The organism is Pseudomonas sp. R5(2019), assembly GCF_009905435.1.
GTDB lineage: Bacteria > Pseudomonadota > Gammaproteobacteria > Pseudomonadales > Pseudomonadaceae > Aquipseudomonas.
Window position 1 is genome coordinate 69,331 of sequence record NZ_JAAAMT010000011.1, and the last position, 16,473, is coordinate 85,803.

A 16,473-nucleotide genomic window follows, 5' to 3' on the forward strand; every position below is an offset into this window, starting at 1 on the left:
ATGCAGTACTTAATTAAATAGAGTTGGCGTAAAAAGCCAATCAAAAAATAGGTTAGTGAATTCACACCCTCCGGGTGTTTTGTCGTTTCCGGCGAAAAATCACATAACCAAAACCCGCAGGGGAATGTCCCCTGAGGGGTTCATTCGCCTGTAATCCAAGGAGAATGAAAATGCTGAACCTCAACCTGAACCTGTTCAAACCTAAAGCTCCCCGTGCCCAAGCAGAACGTCTCTTTCCGAAAGAGTTGATGACGCCTGAGCGTGACTGGAGTCTTTTCGATAAACCGTCTTGGCAACGGGTCGGCGTATCGAATGAAATAATTGATGTACTCATCTCTCAAAGTCCTTCTACCGACGCTCTGTCGGAGTCCTTTGAGCAGCGTAAACAGCGTCTACTCAACCAAGGTGAAACACTGCGTTCATTTGCTGTCGCAAGTGTCGCGGTCGTACCTGAGCAATTGCCATCTCTACCGGAAATTGAGCAGGTGCAGCAAGTCCATTCTGGTGAGTTCATTGAACGTGAACAAGCTGAGAACGACGACCTTGGAAGCATCGCAGGCTGGATTACTGGGACCGTCCAATACATGGGCTATCACCCCTATAAATTCAGAAAAGGCCAAAACACGTGTTATGTGGTAAGGCTTGATGGACGTGATGTTTGGGGCGTTGAACTTGCTTCTGCGTTAAAAGATGCAGGGGTTAATACTGGTGATAAAATAGCCATTAAGAAAATCGATAAATCTGATGTTGTTGTCCAACAGCGATTGATTGATAGCAATGGAAAATTCATTGGCAGCAAAGAAGTTCACGCGAAAAAGAACCACTGGATAGTTCGGGTTGTCGAAATTCGGGAGAACGACGATGAATCTCACGATTGATCTCTTATCCCTGGGTGGTGATGACAGGAATTTTATCGAGGTTGGTAACTCTCGTATAACGAAAATCATGGAGACCGGTGTAACTGATCTCTACGAAGTTCGTATGGGGCCTGCGAAATTAGTGTTTGTTTTGGGGAAATCTCCCAGAGCTACGTTTCGTGTGCTTAGTGAGTCTGATGTTTTGGGTGTGCTTGAGGTTTTTGGTCACTGCACGTCATTCTCAATCGAATGCTCACACTCTGATGTCTATAAGTTTGAGCTTTTCATGCGACTTGACGTTCAATTGGCCTGTGAGGTCACGCTATATAACCTCATTCAGGAGTTTGCTGAGGAACTTAAACCAAGCACTACCGCCGTTGCCAATAGTTCCACATCAAAAGCAGCATAATCAATAGAGCGATGAATGGCGTATTTTGCTATTCATCGCTCGTGTTATTGCTCGTTAACTAATAATACAAAACCCTGCGCGGGAGAATTCCCGCTTGGGCATTCTCCTATTGCGGGTCAAGGAGAATGAACATGACTACAATCGTAAATACCAAAATAGGTATGTCGCGGGATGTTCCACGTATCTGGCTGGAGGGTTATAAGCTGGTTCGTGCAGGCCTGAAGATAGGTAGTAAATACGGCCTGATTAAAGGGGACGCGGACTCTGAGCATTTGGAGTTCAAGGAAGTTGATGCTGACTTCACCGGCCCTACATTCAGCGTTTCTAAACGTGAACGGAATGGCATCACCACGCCGCTCATTGAAATTCGAACCAATTTGCTGAAGACGGTGTTCAAGAATATCGAACGAGTTAAGGTTGCAATCCGGCTCGGTCGTATTCTTGTAACTTCCAACTATATTGAAACTCGGATACGCGAACGCATTACCCGTCTGATGACTAAACTCCGTAACAAGGAAAAGCTGGGGATACTCAGCCTTTTTCACGGTGGTGGCGTGATCGATAAAGCCCTGCATAGTGGCTTGAGACGTGTTGGCCTGGACTCATTTGTGCAGGTCGGTGTGGAAATGGATTCTGATTATTTGGACAGTTCGCTCAGGAATAATCCTGAAATCTGGACGGGGGATTCAATCGCTATTTGCTCTGACATCCGGGATGTGAATTTCGGGCGAAATGCACCACAGGCAGATATTTGTATCGCGGGTATTCCTTGCACTTCCAGCTCAAAGGCTGGTCGTGCAAAGAATAAAAATAAAATCATCGAGGAGCACGAAACTGCGGGAACGTTGTTTATGGACTTTTTAGAGGCCGTCAAAGCAACCAATCCTGCAATTATTGAGCTTGAAAATGTCGTTGAGTATTCCAACTCAGCTGGAATGGCGGTCATTCGTTCGGTCCTGTCGTCACTTGGCTACGTGCTGTATGAAGGGGTCTTGACTGGAAGTGATTTTGGGGCCCTGGAAGATCGGCGCAGAATGGTCGTAATTGCAATAACGAGAGGGCTTGATATTGAGTTCGATTTCTCTAAATTGCGCTCAGTCAAGCAAAAGGAAGAGATGCTTTCCGATGTGCTCGAAAACATTCCGTTGGATTCAGAGCTTTGGAAACCATTTGAATACCTTGCTAAGAAAGAAATACGGGATAAAGCGGCTGGCAAGAACTTTGCTCGGCAGCTTTTAACTGGTAAAGAACCAACTTGCGGCACCATTGGGCGTGGTTATTCCCGCTGTAGGTCAACGGAGCCGTTTATACTGCATCCAACTAACCCACAGTTGTCGCGCCTTCTAACACCAAATGAACACGCACGAGTTAAAGGCGTGCCTCTTGAGGTAATCAATGGACTGTCCAATACAACTGCAAACGAGGTATTAGGTCAGTCTGGAATTTTTCCAAAATTTGTATCGGTGAATACCCATCTGGGCGTTCTGTTATGTTCCTTAGTGGACGTGGAAGCACAACCAGAAGCGTATGACGGGATCGTGATCCCGTTCAGGATCAGAAAGGAAGATGCTGTATCTGAGTTCACCGCGATTTCAAACGTTGACCCTAAAGCCTTGAAAGCAAATCCTGAACTTCAGGCGATGCTTTTCTAATAAATAATAACCCTTGCAGGGCTATAACCCTGCGGGGTTATAGCTCCGCTTAGCATTTAAGTGGAGATTGAAATGAAAAACTACCAAATCGCTTTTAGCAATTCGTACCAACCGGAATGTGACGATCAAAACACACTGGCTACCAAGCTGGTGTTCGTCACAGCTGATAACCTGGTAGACGCGGTTGAGAAGTCCCGTTGCTATGCTGCGGGACTACTTCCGTTGTATGTGGCCAGTCATGCTCTGGACGACAGTGTCTCCTACGGGCGCACGCACTATATCTTCTGGGAAGGCGTGACTGATTCCGGATTCATGATCAAGCGTACTGCCGATAACGACTATCAACTCATTGAGGAACGCGATGGTAGTTGCGTTGCGAGCGTCGTCTTGGCAACGTATGGTGCATGCCGTCATATGGCCCAGGCTCGATTATCGCAGCACCTAGCGTGGAAGCAGGAACATCACCCTGACTTCTTTCAATCGATAGATCATGTATTGGAAAAGTACGAAAATTTGCAAAACCTTGAATTAGAGTGGCAGTGTTTTCCGAAAGGTACACGAGTCAGTGATGCTAAAGAATTCTTCGCGCAGGTTATCCCTTGATATCGCGAAGCAGATGAATGAAACCGGCCCCTGTGGCCGGTTTTTTTTTGCCTTTAATTTGTGTTTTGTACTTTTTTAGGGAATTCATGGAAATGAACAACTTATTGCACAATTCCGCCAATATCCGGGCTGCCGCTGTGTTTCCATGTCAAAAGTTATATTACGGATTGCTGAATCATGCGCTTTTTCGAATGTCTTCGCAGTAAGCCTTTCAAGCTGACCGTCGCGAGTCTAGTGCTACCACTTTATGTAAACCTATCGATCTTCCCAGCTTACGCGGAGGTGGCCGCAGCGAAGTCAGCCAAAGATTTGGCCAGCTCGCTCCCCGGTGTATCTGTCACCGGCTCCGGTGCTGTGTCGTGGGGTAGCAGCACACCAATTGATATGAATTCGGTGTACCCGCAAAGCAACACGGCGAGTTCCAACCTGCCTGGTTTGAAAAGTGTTTATGGAGACGACTTAGGTACAACAAATATTGGTAACTCTGCAAACGTCACGCTGTCTACTGAAAACTCTCTAACGGGGGATGCCTATAGGACGCTGAAGGACAGTTCAAAGAGAGCCTCGGTAGACTTCTCTAAAGACCCGATTTTTAACACCCAGATGGATGTATATGGCAATTTAAACCAGTACAAAGATATCCTCGGGGACTGCTCGAAAAGCATCAACACTGTGACAACCAGCAAGGTCAATCACATACCTGACTACAAACAATGCACTCGCGTTACAGATGCTACGGGGACCACAACACTTACTCATAATTACAGTGCTGGATTGATTGACTACATGTCCGGAGATCCAAATTTCCAGAGCTGCGGGGAGGGGTGTCTCTATCTATGGGTAGGTACCGTCGGTGACAACTATTTGTCGGGATGGTGTACGGTTTACGAGCAGGCAATTCAATATCGTGTAATCACTAAGCAAGCAATTATTAGCGCGAAACTCGATTATGTTCAGTGGGATGACTTCGCCGAAATCTACTTGAATAACGATAGAATCTGGTTAAACCCTGTCGGCTTCTTTCCGGAAAATCCTGGGCAGTTGCCGCCTGGTTGGGAATGTGAGTATGTAGGTAATCTTGGTGGGACGGGCACGCTTGTAGGGGGAGGTGTCGATATCACGGACCAATTTAAAAATGCGGATGATGTTCAAACACTAAAAATGCGTGTATCCGTTGGTGTCCGTGGGGAAATCTACGCACGTATCAAAATCCTGTATGACCCAACAAAGATTGTTTCTGAAGATATTTGGGAAGGTGCTGAAGCATTTAAGACCATTGATGCGATTAACAATGGTATGTGCTCATCTCAATCGTATAGCTGTGACTCGATGCCAGCTCTCAACGAGCAAGGTTGTACCGAAATTGCTGGCACAAAAGTGTGCGAAAGCTTTTTCAAACCTAGTCCAGTCCCAGGTATATCCCCGCTTTGCAAAAAAGTCACAGTTACCGCGCAATGCAGTTTCTACACAGGTGAAATGACTTGCTATACGGATGTCAAAGGCAATCGGATCTGTCCAACCAATGGTGGTGGGAACTTAAATTCTTGCGCTGCTTTCGAGCAGAATCCTAGTTGTGGGTTTATTTCCCAAAAGTGCATCAAGGGTTCGGAGGGAGACCAAAATGGTTGCTTCGCATTTGATGAAGTCTGGGATTGTGGCGTGGATGTCTCAACCCCTACCGTCATTGGTACAGGCGAAAATATCAGTTGCCAAGGCGGGGTGCAGTGCATGAATGGCGACTGTGTAAATCCAGTATATGAGCAAAGCCAAGACTTCAATCAGGCCGTAGCCGCTCTACAAGTCGCGCAATACGCTGAAGCGGACCTTGATTGCGGCAACAATGATGACGTTACCACGACAAAGGCCTGCACCTTGTTCAAAGGTGAGGCGATGGAATGTCTACAGGCTGTCGGTGGTTGGCAGGATTGCTGTGACATGCCGGTCAACACAACCTGGCTGGATTACGTGAAGTTGTCTGTAACCTCACTATCCCTGGCGAATAAAACCGGTGCGCTGGACGGCATTAAATCCTACGGGGCCGGGGTACTCGATGCCGCCAAAGCGACCGTGAATGAAGCGGTCAGCCCTATTGTAAAACCGGTGGTGTCAGGCTTGGATACCATAATGGGCGGGTCGAACGAGGCTGCATCCGCCCTGGCAGACCAAGGTGTGGGCTTTGCAATTGATACCGTGGTTTACAACCTTCAGGAAAAAATTGCGATGTGGGTGGCACAGCAATTTGGTGCTGCTGCGGCAAACACACTGTTCGTGTCGGGTAGTGTGAACGCTGCCGGGAATTTCACCGCGAGCGGTAGTGCGGTATCAACCGATGCGGCAGGGGCTGTCAGCTCCAACGCGGGCAATGGAACTGTAGTCGCGCTGAACCCGGCGATTACCGCTGTCATGAGTGCCGTGGCGATGGCGTATATGATTTATCAGATCGCAGACATGCTCGTCAAAATGGTGTGGCAGTGCAGTGAAACAGACTTCACTCTTGCAGTTAAACGTGAAACTAAACTGGCAGTGTATGTCGGCAGCTATTGCGCTACCAAAACACCGTTTGGCTGTATCGAGAAGAGAAAATCTTACTGCACCTATAACTCTCAGGTAGGCCGAATAATTCAAGAGCAGGGGCGGGCTCAACTCGGCATATCTTGGGGTGACGCAGAGTCCCCTGAGTGTAGAGGACTAACGGTTGATGAGTTTTCGCGTATCGACTTCACCAAACTTGATCTTAGTGAGTGGATTGGCACGCTGTACCAAGCGGGCATATTGGACACGAAATATACGCTCGACAGCCTAACAGGGACCGGCAGTGTGTTAAACAGTGTCTCTGAGGGTGGCAACCGGGATGACACTAGCGAGCGCACTATCAAGAATATGCAAGGCGTTGATTTCAACACCATCAAGAAGGATACCGAGACTGGGTTAAGGAATAAATAGACGCAGTGTTTAAGTTAAGACGGGGCTAATAGCCCCGTTTTTTTTCCTGCTCGATCCCGAGGGCCTATGTGCCCTCGTCCTAAGTCGGCGGTATTACCGAACAGTACATTGGTCCTGTGTATTCGATTGGCCCACCATTGAGCTCCTCAACCATTCTATTTTTTGCATCCATCCAGTCTTGGAAGACACTGACGCGATGGTGAATGAGAGGGTGATTCTCTACAGATGCCGCGATTAGAAAAGCGATAGCCTGGCCAGCTTCCACACAGACGAGTAACGCATGGTTTACGTGCCAGCTATTCCGACCGTATACACCTACTAGCGAGAAACCATGTAAATCATCCCCAACTGGCCCCATGTCCTCCACATGTTCGATCACAGATTTACGATTTGGGTGTGCGCCAAAATCTATTGAGGCGTCGTAGTGAGCAAGCACGTACTCGGCCATAACTGGATCAATTATCCTCAACTCATTTGCTGCATTCTTCGCAGTAAAGGTCTTACGACATCTCTGAAGCGCGCTTTCTGAATTGTGGCGGTTAATCCATATGTCTGCTTTAGCCTCATCACGAGCAATCAGAAACGCATAGCATGCTGATTCGAGCGCCGCACGTGCTATCGGATATGTTGACACTACATGTCCCGAAAGCGCCTGCCGAACTGCACTTAACACCAGCGTGTACGAGTTCATTACAAGAAGGCCGACAACGGGGTGCACCTCAAAGCTGTGTTCGAAGATCTCTTGATGGAATATCTGGTCCATCTGGTCTACCAGGAACATCAACTGAGGTGGCTCAGCCGTATGATTCTGAGCGTTCTCCAAGGTTGCTGTCAGATAGTCGTTGAGCGTGCCAGCGTCAATTTTCAATGAAGATTACCTACCTATATTCGCGAACGCTTCGCGCCTCTTCTACGTCCACGGCCCCATAGATGCGGGGCTTGGATGTTCCAGGGCTTATCCTGTTTTCGGGGGGCTGCATATCCGCCTTCAATGTTGTCCGGCGTTTAGCTGGCGTCCCCACTCCAGGCATCACAGGCATCTTGCGCACGTAGCAAAAGGACGTTGCACTCGGACCATGGCAGCGCGTCCAAGTCGCCCAGAGCCTTGAGATATCCTTCTACAACGCGCATCGCTTGTACCGCATCCGAGCTTGTAGGCGCTGACTGGATTTTCTGAATCAAATTAGCGACTCGATTGCGGTTGAGCGCCATTTCTTCTTCGTTTTGGGTCGTCATCAAAGGAGATCCTTTCTGCTGATTTCACGGATGAGAAAAAATGCACCCCGGTTCTGCCAAAACCCGTCGGGCTCACTTTGTTATGGCCTGCTTGACTTCGAAGAGATACCAGAAGCGTTGTTCGATACGAACAATCCGACGTTCCAAATCAAGGCAGTCTTTGTGGAAATATTCCCTTGCAGGGTGCCGCTTCAAGATCGTAGTCCAGAACCAGCGGTAGAAACCTACAGACCAGAACCTTGCTGTCTGATTTTTTCGCGCCAATTGATATTTAAGATTGCGCAGAGCTTTATCTACCTTCGCCTTCGCTGTGTGCGTAGTCGCCATATCGTTATCCCTTCGATTATGTGGACGCGAAAAATGGCGTCCTTTTACGCACCTGGCCCCGCGGTTGAGGCGGGGCTTGGGGTGCAGCTGAGCGGATTTCTGATCAGCCCTGACGCCGCATGTATTCCGCAAACAGTGGAACCGTAAAGTTCAGGTAGCCGTGATCTGTGCTGTAGATCATTCCCTTCGAAATTATGTTGGCCCGAGTTGGGCCCAGCGATGTTGGAGAGCGCCCCATCGCCTTCGCAATATCAGCCATGGCATAGGGGCCATCGCCAAGTACCGACATTGTCTTTACAAACTGAACCTCTGCCTTTGTCAGTCGATCAATACGGACCCTGAAGAAGCCCGCATCAAGAGAAGCCAATGTCTCTGTGTAAGATTGGTCCACGTCACCAACAGTAATTTCTGGTCCGTCTGCGTTGTTCCAAGCTGTAGAAGCCCACTCCTGTAGGAAGAAAGGATAGCCTCGTGTGCGATCTACGATGCTGCTAAGAGCCGCCTCATCGATTGAGGCTTCTTCTTCTACGATCGGCTTCTGAACAGCTTGCATTGCTGACGATGGATCGAGTGCACCAACACCGGGGTAGAGAAATAACCGTTCAGCATAGGACTTCGCCTCACCCGCCAATCTCGCAACCTGGGGAAGGCCAGCGCCGACTAGTAGTACTGGAAGACCTTCCTGTGCCATTCGGTGTATGGCCACGATAAGTGCAGATAAATCGGCCTCTGAGAGGTACTGCACTTCGTCAATGAGAAGAATCCATCCTTTCCCAGCAGCTTGTGCGGCCTCGCCGATTACCTCAAACAGGTCTGGGAGGTCGTACTGAAGATCGCCGCTATCGGCGAATCCCGGTTCAGCTTCAGGTTCAACGCCGATCTCAACTCCCGCAATGTCAATTTTGAAGATTGACGCAAAACTGCGAAGCCCCTTCAGTCCACGGCTAGCGATTTGCTTTGCAGCCTCGACCCCTGAAAGCGTGCGCATGATCTTGCGCATCTCAGGATAGAGAAGACGTGCCAGGCTCTCACGTTCAGGAGATTCCACCTTGGAAACGAGAAGACCTTCTGCCTTAGCGATTTTCCCAATTTCATTTAAGAGTACTGTCTTGCCGGTTCCCCTCAAACCGAGCAGCATGATAGATCGAGCGCTCCGTCCATGAAGTGCCCGCCCACAAGAAATCCTTGCTGCATCAAGGATCGTGTCTCGACCTGCCAATTCAGGCGGTCTGCTTCCAGCTCCTGGAGCGAAAGGATTACGTAACGGGTCCATGTGAGCCTCAAATATACTGATTTCTACCTAAATATAGCATGGTATAGCGAATGTCACTATACATAGCTATACATCGCTATGAATCGCTATGAATCGCTAGTTTTTGCTATTTTCGGCGCTAGACGTGCCTGTGCTACGAAAAGGGAGCATCAATTTCAAAGCGCAATCTCATCTGCACCCTTGGTGATTTCTGCTCGCAAGCGCACCTCGGGCTTGGCACCGCTTGGATGCAGCGCGTCAGCGACCTTCAGCAAGGCGAGTTCGGTAACGCGAAGCCGTCAAGGTCAAATAACAGCTTCTTACCACACGAAAAAAGGCCACTTCAAATAGCTTGAAGTGGCCCAAATTGCGGTCTGTTGAGTGACGTGCGCGAGTGCCGCGCCGCTAGGTAATTACTTAGGCTGTGTTACGAACACGAGCACTTCGCCCTTGTTAAACACTGCTGGAACGAGCTTGTCAGTTTCAAGCGCAGGCTGATAGAGATAGATCCAAGCGGGAAGGGCGCTCGAAATCTTTGAGAAATTCTCGACGTTAGTTTTCTTCTTGTTCCAGTCGATGATGTTCGGAGCCAAAAAGTAGATCGGGCCATACGCCTTGCCGCCCACGAATGCTGGAGCATCAACCAACGGCGGGGGAGTGAACACAAACGACTTAACCGGATTCAACAACGTGTTCATCCGATTATCACCATACGGCATACGTCTTGGCTCTGCCTGCCAGCCCCACTTTTGCTTTTGGTTGTTCTCAAGCTCTGGCCAGAAAGCGCGATTTTCAAGTAGCGCTTTGGTCTTGGCGACGGCTTCTTCACCGCTGGATGCCTCCGACTCGGGTACCCAGGCTACGAACTGCCCATAGCCACCGGAAACAGCTTGACCAATCAGGCCGGAGATCCCGCCTGCCCAACCGATGGCGTAGTAATCGAGTGCGCCGTCAAACACCTGTGTTTTCGACGTAACCTGGCCGCGACCATCACCCTGCAGAACCTTCTTATAGGACACGTCACGAACGCCCTGGATCTGCGCCTCATTCGTGATCTGCATTGCGCGAGAAGGTGCCTCGTCATGCGGCGTAGATGCGCAACCTACCAGCGTCAACGAAAGTACGCTCAACGAAAAAAGCTTTCTCAGTGTCATGATCGCATCCCTTCGAATCGTAAAAGTTAATTCATTTTCACATATTGGCTTGAGAGATCAAGAGCTGAGCAAGAAACCGCCGTTGGCAATACAATTCTGAATTTTCCCTACCCGGCCAACTTCTTTTTCTTTTCATATGCACTTTTAATCAAATCCTTAACTGTCTCGTTGAGCACAAGATTTCGCATCGCACGGGTCACAGCAACATAAAGAAGGTTTAGTTCGTCCTCCTGCGTAGCTGGCGGCATTTGTGGATCAAGTACATCCGGGAAGTCTTCATGCAGAATGACATCAGGGGACTCCAACCCTTTTGACTTATGGGCTGTAGTCAGAAGAAAGTCAGGGTATGCCTCAACATCCTTCTCCTCGCCAACGATAAACGATTCTAGCGTTTTCAATGTTTCGGGGATGTCGGCATAAGTTTCGACTATCTTGATAGCCCGATTCATTTCGGAATCTTTAGTTTCCTCGGCTATCGCGGCATACGCGTCCCAGTTTTGGAAGTCTCGCTTTAACTGCTTGTCCTGGATGTCATCCAGTTTGTCATTCTTAAGATAAAATACGTCTAGCAGGTATTGAAGATTATAGGCTGATTTTCCACCTACAAACTTCACGGTGCGCTCATTAATCGCAGCAGCAATTGCATTTTCAAGAACGCCCATTACTGTTCGACAAATGATCATAGGACTACCGTACATCATCTTTGCCGGTATTTCGTCAAACAGAAAGTCCTCTTTCCCCATGCCCACAACGGGAACTGTCTCGCCCTTAAAGCTAAGTACCACGTTTGCGACAGCGGCGACTTTAGGACCGAATCTGAAGCTTTTGGTGAGGTTGAATCGCTTGGCTCCGGCCTGCACAAAATAATCGAGAGCGTTCTCAGCCCCTCTAAACCGATAAATTTGTTGGTGACGATCACCCACTGCGATGACCTTGCAAGTTTGGCTAAGAACAATTTCCGTCGAAGGCGGATTCGCATCCTGTGCCTCGTCGTAGAGTATCCATTTGTACTTGGAGTCAATAACCGGTTTAGACAACTGATATAGTTTTAAATAACCATCATGCGGCATCGGTAGCGCATCTTCCACGTCACACATCAGTGACCATATCTGCTCAGCAGTTTTTTTAATAACGCTTATACGCTCCGGCCTAATTTTCTCTAATTCTTTCTCATTGAAGCATTGTATTGCGTGTGCCTCTGTGATGCAGTCGTCAGCACTGGCTAACCAATTATTAACGGTGTTTAGTGAGTTTCGAACTAATTTCCAATCTTTAAGATCTAACGCACGCGATATATCCATAAGCCGGATGTTGCCATTTGCCAACTTATGACTATACATTTTGCCAAAAGTCGGCCATGCCAACTGATGGCTCGTCTTACACTCCACATTTTTTGGAAATCTACGATGGGCTTCATCGCGGATTCCCCTGTTATAGGAAACGTACAACATCTTCACCTGTGGCCGCCATTTTGCGAACTCAAGCAGCGTCCACGTTTTACCCGAACCTGCGTATGCAAAGACGACTAACAGTCTGTCTGGACCATCGAACTCAGCAATGGGTTTCTGCTCATCGGTCAACATGTTCATTACCGCTATCCTTTTGCTTGGCGCAATTTTCCCATTCTTTTAACTGAATGCAATAAAAACTTTGGCTTTTTACCCCTTCTTGAGTTGCTGACTTGAAAGAGAACAAATGCATGGGAATATGAAGTAATTGATGGAGGGATAAGCTGTGTCAGGGCTTCGTAATTATCAGCTCACAGGAATTGAGAAGGCGCGATTAGGCTGGCTTTCCGGTGATATCAGTCAATTGATTTCTGGGCCTCCTGGTTCGGGTAAAACGCATACCGCATTGGAGTTGATCAAGAGCGCTGTCTCGAAGGGACGTAGGGCGTTCTTTATCGTTGACGATCTCCGACTACTTGAGCAAGTAGTTGAGCGCTTGCTGAAGGAAGGCGTGCGCCTCGGTGTTATCCAAGCGGACCACCCACTTACGGATATCCGGCAACCTGTCCAGATCTGCATGATTCAGACATTAGCCTCACGCTGGTGTCGGATAATCGCGGAGCCTGGCTTGCGCCCCGATGTGATTGTTGGGGATGAGGCCCACGTCCTCTATAAGGCGCACAAGCGGATCATCGCGGACTGTCGTGTGTACCGGATTCCCTATTTGGGACTGTCGGCAACGCCTTTCACTAAAGGGCTTGGCCAGCACTTTGATCGGCTGATAGTTCTTGCCTCTGCGGATCAGCTGATTGCGGACGGGCAGTTGGTACCGACCGTAGTAAGAGCGCCGTTCATACCCGACTTGAGTGAGGTGCCTACTGTAGGCGGTCGGCCAGATGCCCGGTGGATTAGAAGCGAACTCGCCAAAATCATGGGCCAGAAGCGTGTTATCGATGATGCGGCCAATCACTGGCTGGAGTACGGGGAAAACCGGCAAACCTTGGGCTACGCCATAAACACAGCCGAGGCGAGGGCCTTCGCGCAGGAGTTTTCCCGGTGCGGGGTGGAAGCAGACTTTATCGATTGCCATTGTGAGCCTGAGATCGCCGTCCAGAAGCTGAAGGCCTATGAGCGTGGTGACCTGAATGTAATTTTTTCGGTGGGTATGCTCATCAAAGGTTACGACGATCCGGCAACGTCCTGCATCGTTGATTGTGCTCCAACCAGGAGCCTAATGAGGCACAGGCAGAAAATGGGAAGAGGTGCGCGACCTGCACCCTGGCTCGGCAAGAAGAATCTCTATTATTTCGACCACGCCGGTAACGTCCTGCTTAACGGCTTGCCAACTGATCCAACGCCCAGTCATCTCGACGATGGGAAAAGCAAATCCGTGCAGCATGACCGCAATGTCAAGCGACCATCAGATATTCCACTGCTGATATGCCCTAAATGCACCGTGGTTGCGAGAGGGACAGTTTGTACAAGCTGTGGCACCTGCAAAGTTTCCTACGAACGGCCTGCTCATGCCGAAGGTGAGCTTTCATGGTTCTCGGGAGATCCTTTCCAGAAACGCACAAAGGATAAGGAATATTTATCTGAAGAAGATTGCCAGAACATTTATGCCGGTCTAATGGGCTATGCGGCCACTACCAATAAAGATTTTAGTTGGGTCGAAGCAGCCTATAAAAAAAGAACTCGAAAAACGGAATTACATTTTTCCAAGACGGTGCCCCCCAAAGTGCCTGAAGCACAATTGTTGATGTGGATAAAGGGCTTCAACCTTAAACAGGCCAAGCACGCTACCATTTGAAAAACATCACCACTCGCTATTGAACTCCAAAAAAAGCGTGAGAGACTTTAATCCTAATCAAATTCTTACTCGGAGAAACAAATGGCAAACGTCAACAGCGATCAATCCGGCAACCTGGAAGAAAATGGCAACAACGAATTCTCTGGTGACACGGCTCAAAATTCCGGGACGCTTGATACAACTCAAGGTGGAGGGCAAGCCTCTAACGACAATGAGGGTGCAGCAAACTCGCCGCTAGGTAATTTGACACCGAAGTCGCTGACAAAGATGGCAGCTTTGGCCGCAAAAACTATCGTGCTCACCACCAGCGCAAGTAAGATCGAGGAGGAGATTCGCGAATCGATCAAGGCAGCCAAGAAAGGCCAGTTACTTGCGTCCCAGCGAGAGCTGGAGGGTGAACCAACACCCGAAGGTGAAGATGTCGAATCGTGGGTAAAACTCGTCCGCAAACTGAAAAACAAATTGGACAAGCACATCACCGCCAACGAAGCATTGGGCAAAACGCTAGAGCAGCATGCTGCCAATTTCAAAGCGCTGTCCGAAGGTTTCCTTGAGCTTGCCAAAGCCTACGAATAGCAGATAAATCCAGTTCCTAAGGGCGTCATGATGACGCCCTTTTTTTTTTATATTAAGATTAAGTGGAATTCTGTGGCAGACATTAGAATGCTTAATTTCTTTTTATACTCAACGCTGTGGTTGATGGCATGGAGCTTGATCACAGTGATTGTGTACCACCGCGATAAGCGGCATGCCGAACAGGGACGTTGGCGAATTGAGGAGTTCCGGTTACACGCGCTAGCTATTTTTGGCGGGTGGCCGGGTGCCTACATTGCTCAAAGGCTTCTGAAACACAAACTGAAACACAAGTTTCAGAAGGAGACCAAAGCGATCATCGTGGCCTGGATATTGGGCTTGATAAGCGTTTGGTATTTTATTTTCGTTGGCGATGCAACGCAGGGGATGGGTCTCTAATGGACGTAGGCAATTTGACCATAAGCACCGACATGATTATTGGCTTCGCCGCAGGTACTGGGGTTTCGTTGGTGAGAGGGCTTCTTTGGAAAGCCCTCATTGGTGCGGCAACGACCTACTTACTACTGGGCGGCAACGTGGATGTGAATGCGTTGTACCGTTCGGTTACGTCGCTGATCCCCTACTAACCAGTCTTCAATTGGTGGAAGGGGCGGCGACCAGTTTCTGTTGGCCACTGATGGCAAGACGGTCTTGTTCGACTTCCGCCAGGGCGGGCACTGGTAACCCCGTCGGGGGTTGCTTAGCCAGCTCGTTGATTGCTTTGGCCAAGTTCGCAACGGGCTGGCCACCTTTCACAAACACCCTTTGCCCAGTCAAATTATCAACAATCATGGATGCCGGTGTTCCCGTGATGCCGATCTTTGCGCCGTACTCTTTCTGTTCGTTGATAGTCCCCTGATGTTCTGCATTCGCTAGACATGCATCGAACACCTCGGTATCTACCCCCACGCTGGCTGCGACTTCTGTGATCGGCTGGCCAGTGCCTTTGCCATTACCTTGGCTCAGCTTGAACCACTGATCTGTAAAAGCCCAAAAGCCGCGACTGCCTTTTTGGTCGTAGACACACTCACTCGCAAGCGCACCTTGGGTCGCAGCGGGTTCGTGGAAACTGAGTGGAAGATGCTTCCACTGCCAGTTCACGTTGCCCTTACTGTTGTCCACCAGGTACTTCGGAGTTGCATGGAAATTCCGGCAATAAGGGCATTCAAGGTCGCTGTACTCGGTGATGGTGAAGCGAGCTGAAGGGTTGCCGTAGAGCTTGATGCGGTCGGCAGTCGGGGCGTCTGAAGATGTTTCCCACTCTGCCAAATTCTTTGTGGCCTGTGCTGCGAACTTTTGTTGCTGGATACGCGCCATGCTGCTTTCAACAAGCTTGTCGTATTCGACAGGGTTGCTCAGTTTGCTGACCTCATCCTGAAGGCTTTGTACCTGCTTTATCGTCCATGCATTCACGCCCAGAGCACCCAGCAAAAGGACAAAAGTGAAGTCTGAAAACATCGATCGTTTGGTTACGGTCATGGTTTGGCTCCCTTGTATTGCAGGTATAGAGGAAGGTCTTTAGGTGTACCGTTCACCAAGGTTTCCCATTCGGCGTAGGTGAGCCTTTCCTGACCACGGCAGAGCTTTTGCTTGACCACGAGGTAGTTCGAAACGTTGCGTCGTGCAGAGACAATTGCTCCCTGCTCATCAAGGCCGCTGCTCAAGATGGCCTGGCATTCGTCTTGGTCTTGGCGATTGAACGTAGGTTGCGTGTTGCTGGCCCCGTAGCTAACTGCACCCGTCGGGCCGTACTTCATGTACTGATCGATCACGTTCGCTGGCTTCGGCTGTAGTGCCGGATACATGGGGCCGCTGCGGTCCTGAAGTAACCTGTCGGTACCCAAAACATGCTCATACGCAGGGGGACGCAATGCTGCGCCGCCGCGTTGGGTCTGCTCCCAAGAACTCGCCCATTCACGGCTTCGGTCCTTAGGTAGGACGCTTTGAATTTCCTGGAGCTCTTGTTGCCGCAACGCGGTCAACTGGGCCTCGTTTTGTACTCGGGCAGTTTCCTGCTTTTGCTTCTCGGTTGTACATCCTTGGGCAGCAACAATGGCAATGGCCAATGCCGCGAGCTTCAGATTTCGCATGCGACCTCCTTAATAGCTGATGCCCAAATTATCCAATGAGGAAAAAACAAAATGTTTTGAAAGGTGACAACTATTTGCCACGTTCTGCACATTTTTCGAAAAACGCCGGGGGATAATTT

At 49.3% G+C, this 16,473-nt stretch carries 16 protein-coding genes; 8 read left to right on the forward strand and 8 right to left on the reverse strand.

What is annotated here, in order from left to right; all coding sequences use genetic code 11:
- Positions 1 to 170: 170 nt before the first annotated feature.
- The 5 genes from GUY40_RS09930 (at position 171) to traN (ending at position 6,464) form a co-directional block, all read left to right on the forward strand.
- A complete protein-coding gene (locus GUY40_RS09930; protein WP_166568769.1) occupies positions 171 to 878 on the forward strand; it encodes a hypothetical protein in 708 nt (235 codons plus the stop codon).
- Positions 862 to 1,266, forward strand: coding sequence for a hypothetical protein (locus GUY40_RS09935; protein WP_166568770.1), 405 nt, complete (start codon positions 862 to 864; stop codon positions 1,264 to 1,266). Before GUY40_RS09930 ends, GUY40_RS09935 begins: the two co-directional genes overlap by 17 nt.
- A gap of 131 nt (positions 1,267 to 1,397) precedes the next feature.
- Positions 1,398 to 2,918, forward strand: a complete 1,521-nt coding sequence (locus GUY40_RS09940) for a DNA cytosine methyltransferase (RefSeq protein WP_256675692.1) — start codon at positions 1,398 to 1,400, stop codon at positions 2,916 to 2,918.
- A 72-nt stretch (positions 2,919 to 2,990) separates the two neighbouring features.
- Entirely contained in the window at positions 2,991 to 3,521 is a 531-nt protein-coding gene (locus GUY40_RS09945; protein ID WP_166568772.1) for a hypothetical protein, read from the forward strand.
- A 177-nt stretch (positions 3,522 to 3,698) separates the two neighbouring features.
- Positions 3,699 to 6,464, forward strand: coding sequence for a conjugal transfer mating pair stabilization protein TraN (traN, locus tag GUY40_RS09950; RefSeq protein ID WP_166568773.1), 2,766 nt, complete (start codon positions 3,699 to 3,701; stop codon positions 6,462 to 6,464).
- 79 nt (positions 6,465 to 6,543) lie between these two features.
- Here traN and GUY40_RS09955 read toward each other — a convergent pair whose 3' ends face one another.
- The 6 genes from GUY40_RS09955 to GUY40_RS09980 all read right to left on the reverse strand — a co-directional run bounded on the left by GUY40_RS09955 (position 6,544) and on the right by GUY40_RS09980 (position 12,022).
- Positions 6,544 to 7,332: a hypothetical protein gene (locus GUY40_RS09955; protein WP_166568774.1), complete on the reverse strand. Its 789-nt coding sequence runs from the start codon at positions 7,330 to 7,332 to the stop codon at positions 6,544 to 6,546.
- A 137-nt stretch (positions 7,333 to 7,469) separates the two neighbouring features.
- Positions 7,470 to 7,700 (reverse strand): hypothetical protein, encoded by a 231-nt coding sequence (locus GUY40_RS09960; RefSeq protein WP_166568775.1) that lies wholly within the window; start codon positions 7,698 to 7,700, stop codon positions 7,470 to 7,472.
- A 72-nt stretch (positions 7,701 to 7,772) separates the two neighbouring features.
- A complete protein-coding gene (locus GUY40_RS09965; protein ID WP_166568776.1) occupies positions 7,773 to 8,027 on the reverse strand; it encodes a hypothetical protein in 255 nt (84 codons plus the stop codon).
- Between the two features lie 103 nt (positions 8,028 to 8,130).
- Entirely contained in the window at positions 8,131 to 9,300 is a 1,170-nt protein-coding gene (locus tag GUY40_RS09970; protein ID WP_166568777.1) for an ATP-binding protein, read from the reverse strand.
- A gap of 392 nt (positions 9,301 to 9,692) precedes the next feature.
- The gene (locus GUY40_RS09975) at positions 9,693 to 10,433 is read right to left on the reverse strand and encodes a hypothetical protein (protein WP_166568778.1); all 741 of its coding nucleotides are present in this window, start codon (positions 10,431 to 10,433) and stop codon (positions 9,693 to 9,695) included.
- Between the two features lie 107 nt (positions 10,434 to 10,540).
- Positions 10,541 to 12,022, reverse strand: a complete 1,482-nt coding sequence (locus GUY40_RS09980; protein ID WP_166568779.1) for a UvrD-helicase domain-containing protein — start codon at positions 12,020 to 12,022, stop codon at positions 10,541 to 10,543.
- 145 nt (positions 12,023 to 12,167) lie between these two features.
- On the opposite strand from GUY40_RS09980, the gene GUY40_RS09985 reads away from it, so the two are divergent.
- From GUY40_RS09985 to GUY40_RS09995, 3 genes are all read left to right on the forward strand, one after another.
- Entirely contained in the window at positions 12,168 to 13,691 is a 1,524-nt protein-coding gene (locus GUY40_RS09985; RefSeq protein WP_166568780.1) for a DEAD/DEAH box helicase family protein, read from the forward strand.
- Between the two features lie 81 nt (positions 13,692 to 13,772).
- Positions 13,773 to 14,267 (forward strand): hypothetical protein, encoded by a 495-nt coding sequence (locus GUY40_RS09990; RefSeq protein WP_166568781.1) that lies wholly within the window; start codon positions 13,773 to 13,775, stop codon positions 14,265 to 14,267.
- 27 nt (positions 14,268 to 14,294) lie between these two features.
- On the forward strand, positions 14,295 to 14,663 hold the full coding sequence (locus tag GUY40_RS09995) for a DUF1294 domain-containing protein (RefSeq protein WP_166568782.1): 369 nt from the start codon (positions 14,295 to 14,297) through the stop codon (positions 14,661 to 14,663).
- Between the two features lie 195 nt (positions 14,664 to 14,858).
- On the opposite strand, the gene GUY40_RS10000 is transcribed toward GUY40_RS09995, so the two are convergent.
- Together GUY40_RS10000 and GUY40_RS10005 are read right to left on the reverse strand one after the other, a co-directional pair.
- Complete coding sequence (locus GUY40_RS10000; RefSeq protein ID WP_166568783.1) at positions 14,859 to 15,743, reverse strand: DsbA family protein; 885 nt, start codon at positions 15,741 to 15,743, stop codon at positions 14,859 to 14,861.
- The gene (locus GUY40_RS10005; protein WP_166568784.1) at positions 15,740 to 16,354 is read right to left on the reverse strand and encodes a hypothetical protein; all 615 of its coding nucleotides are present in this window, start codon (positions 16,352 to 16,354) and stop codon (positions 15,740 to 15,742) included. The genes GUY40_RS10000 and GUY40_RS10005 overlap by 4 nt, the downstream gene beginning before the upstream one ends.
- Between the last annotated feature and the right edge of the window lie 119 nt (positions 16,355 to 16,473).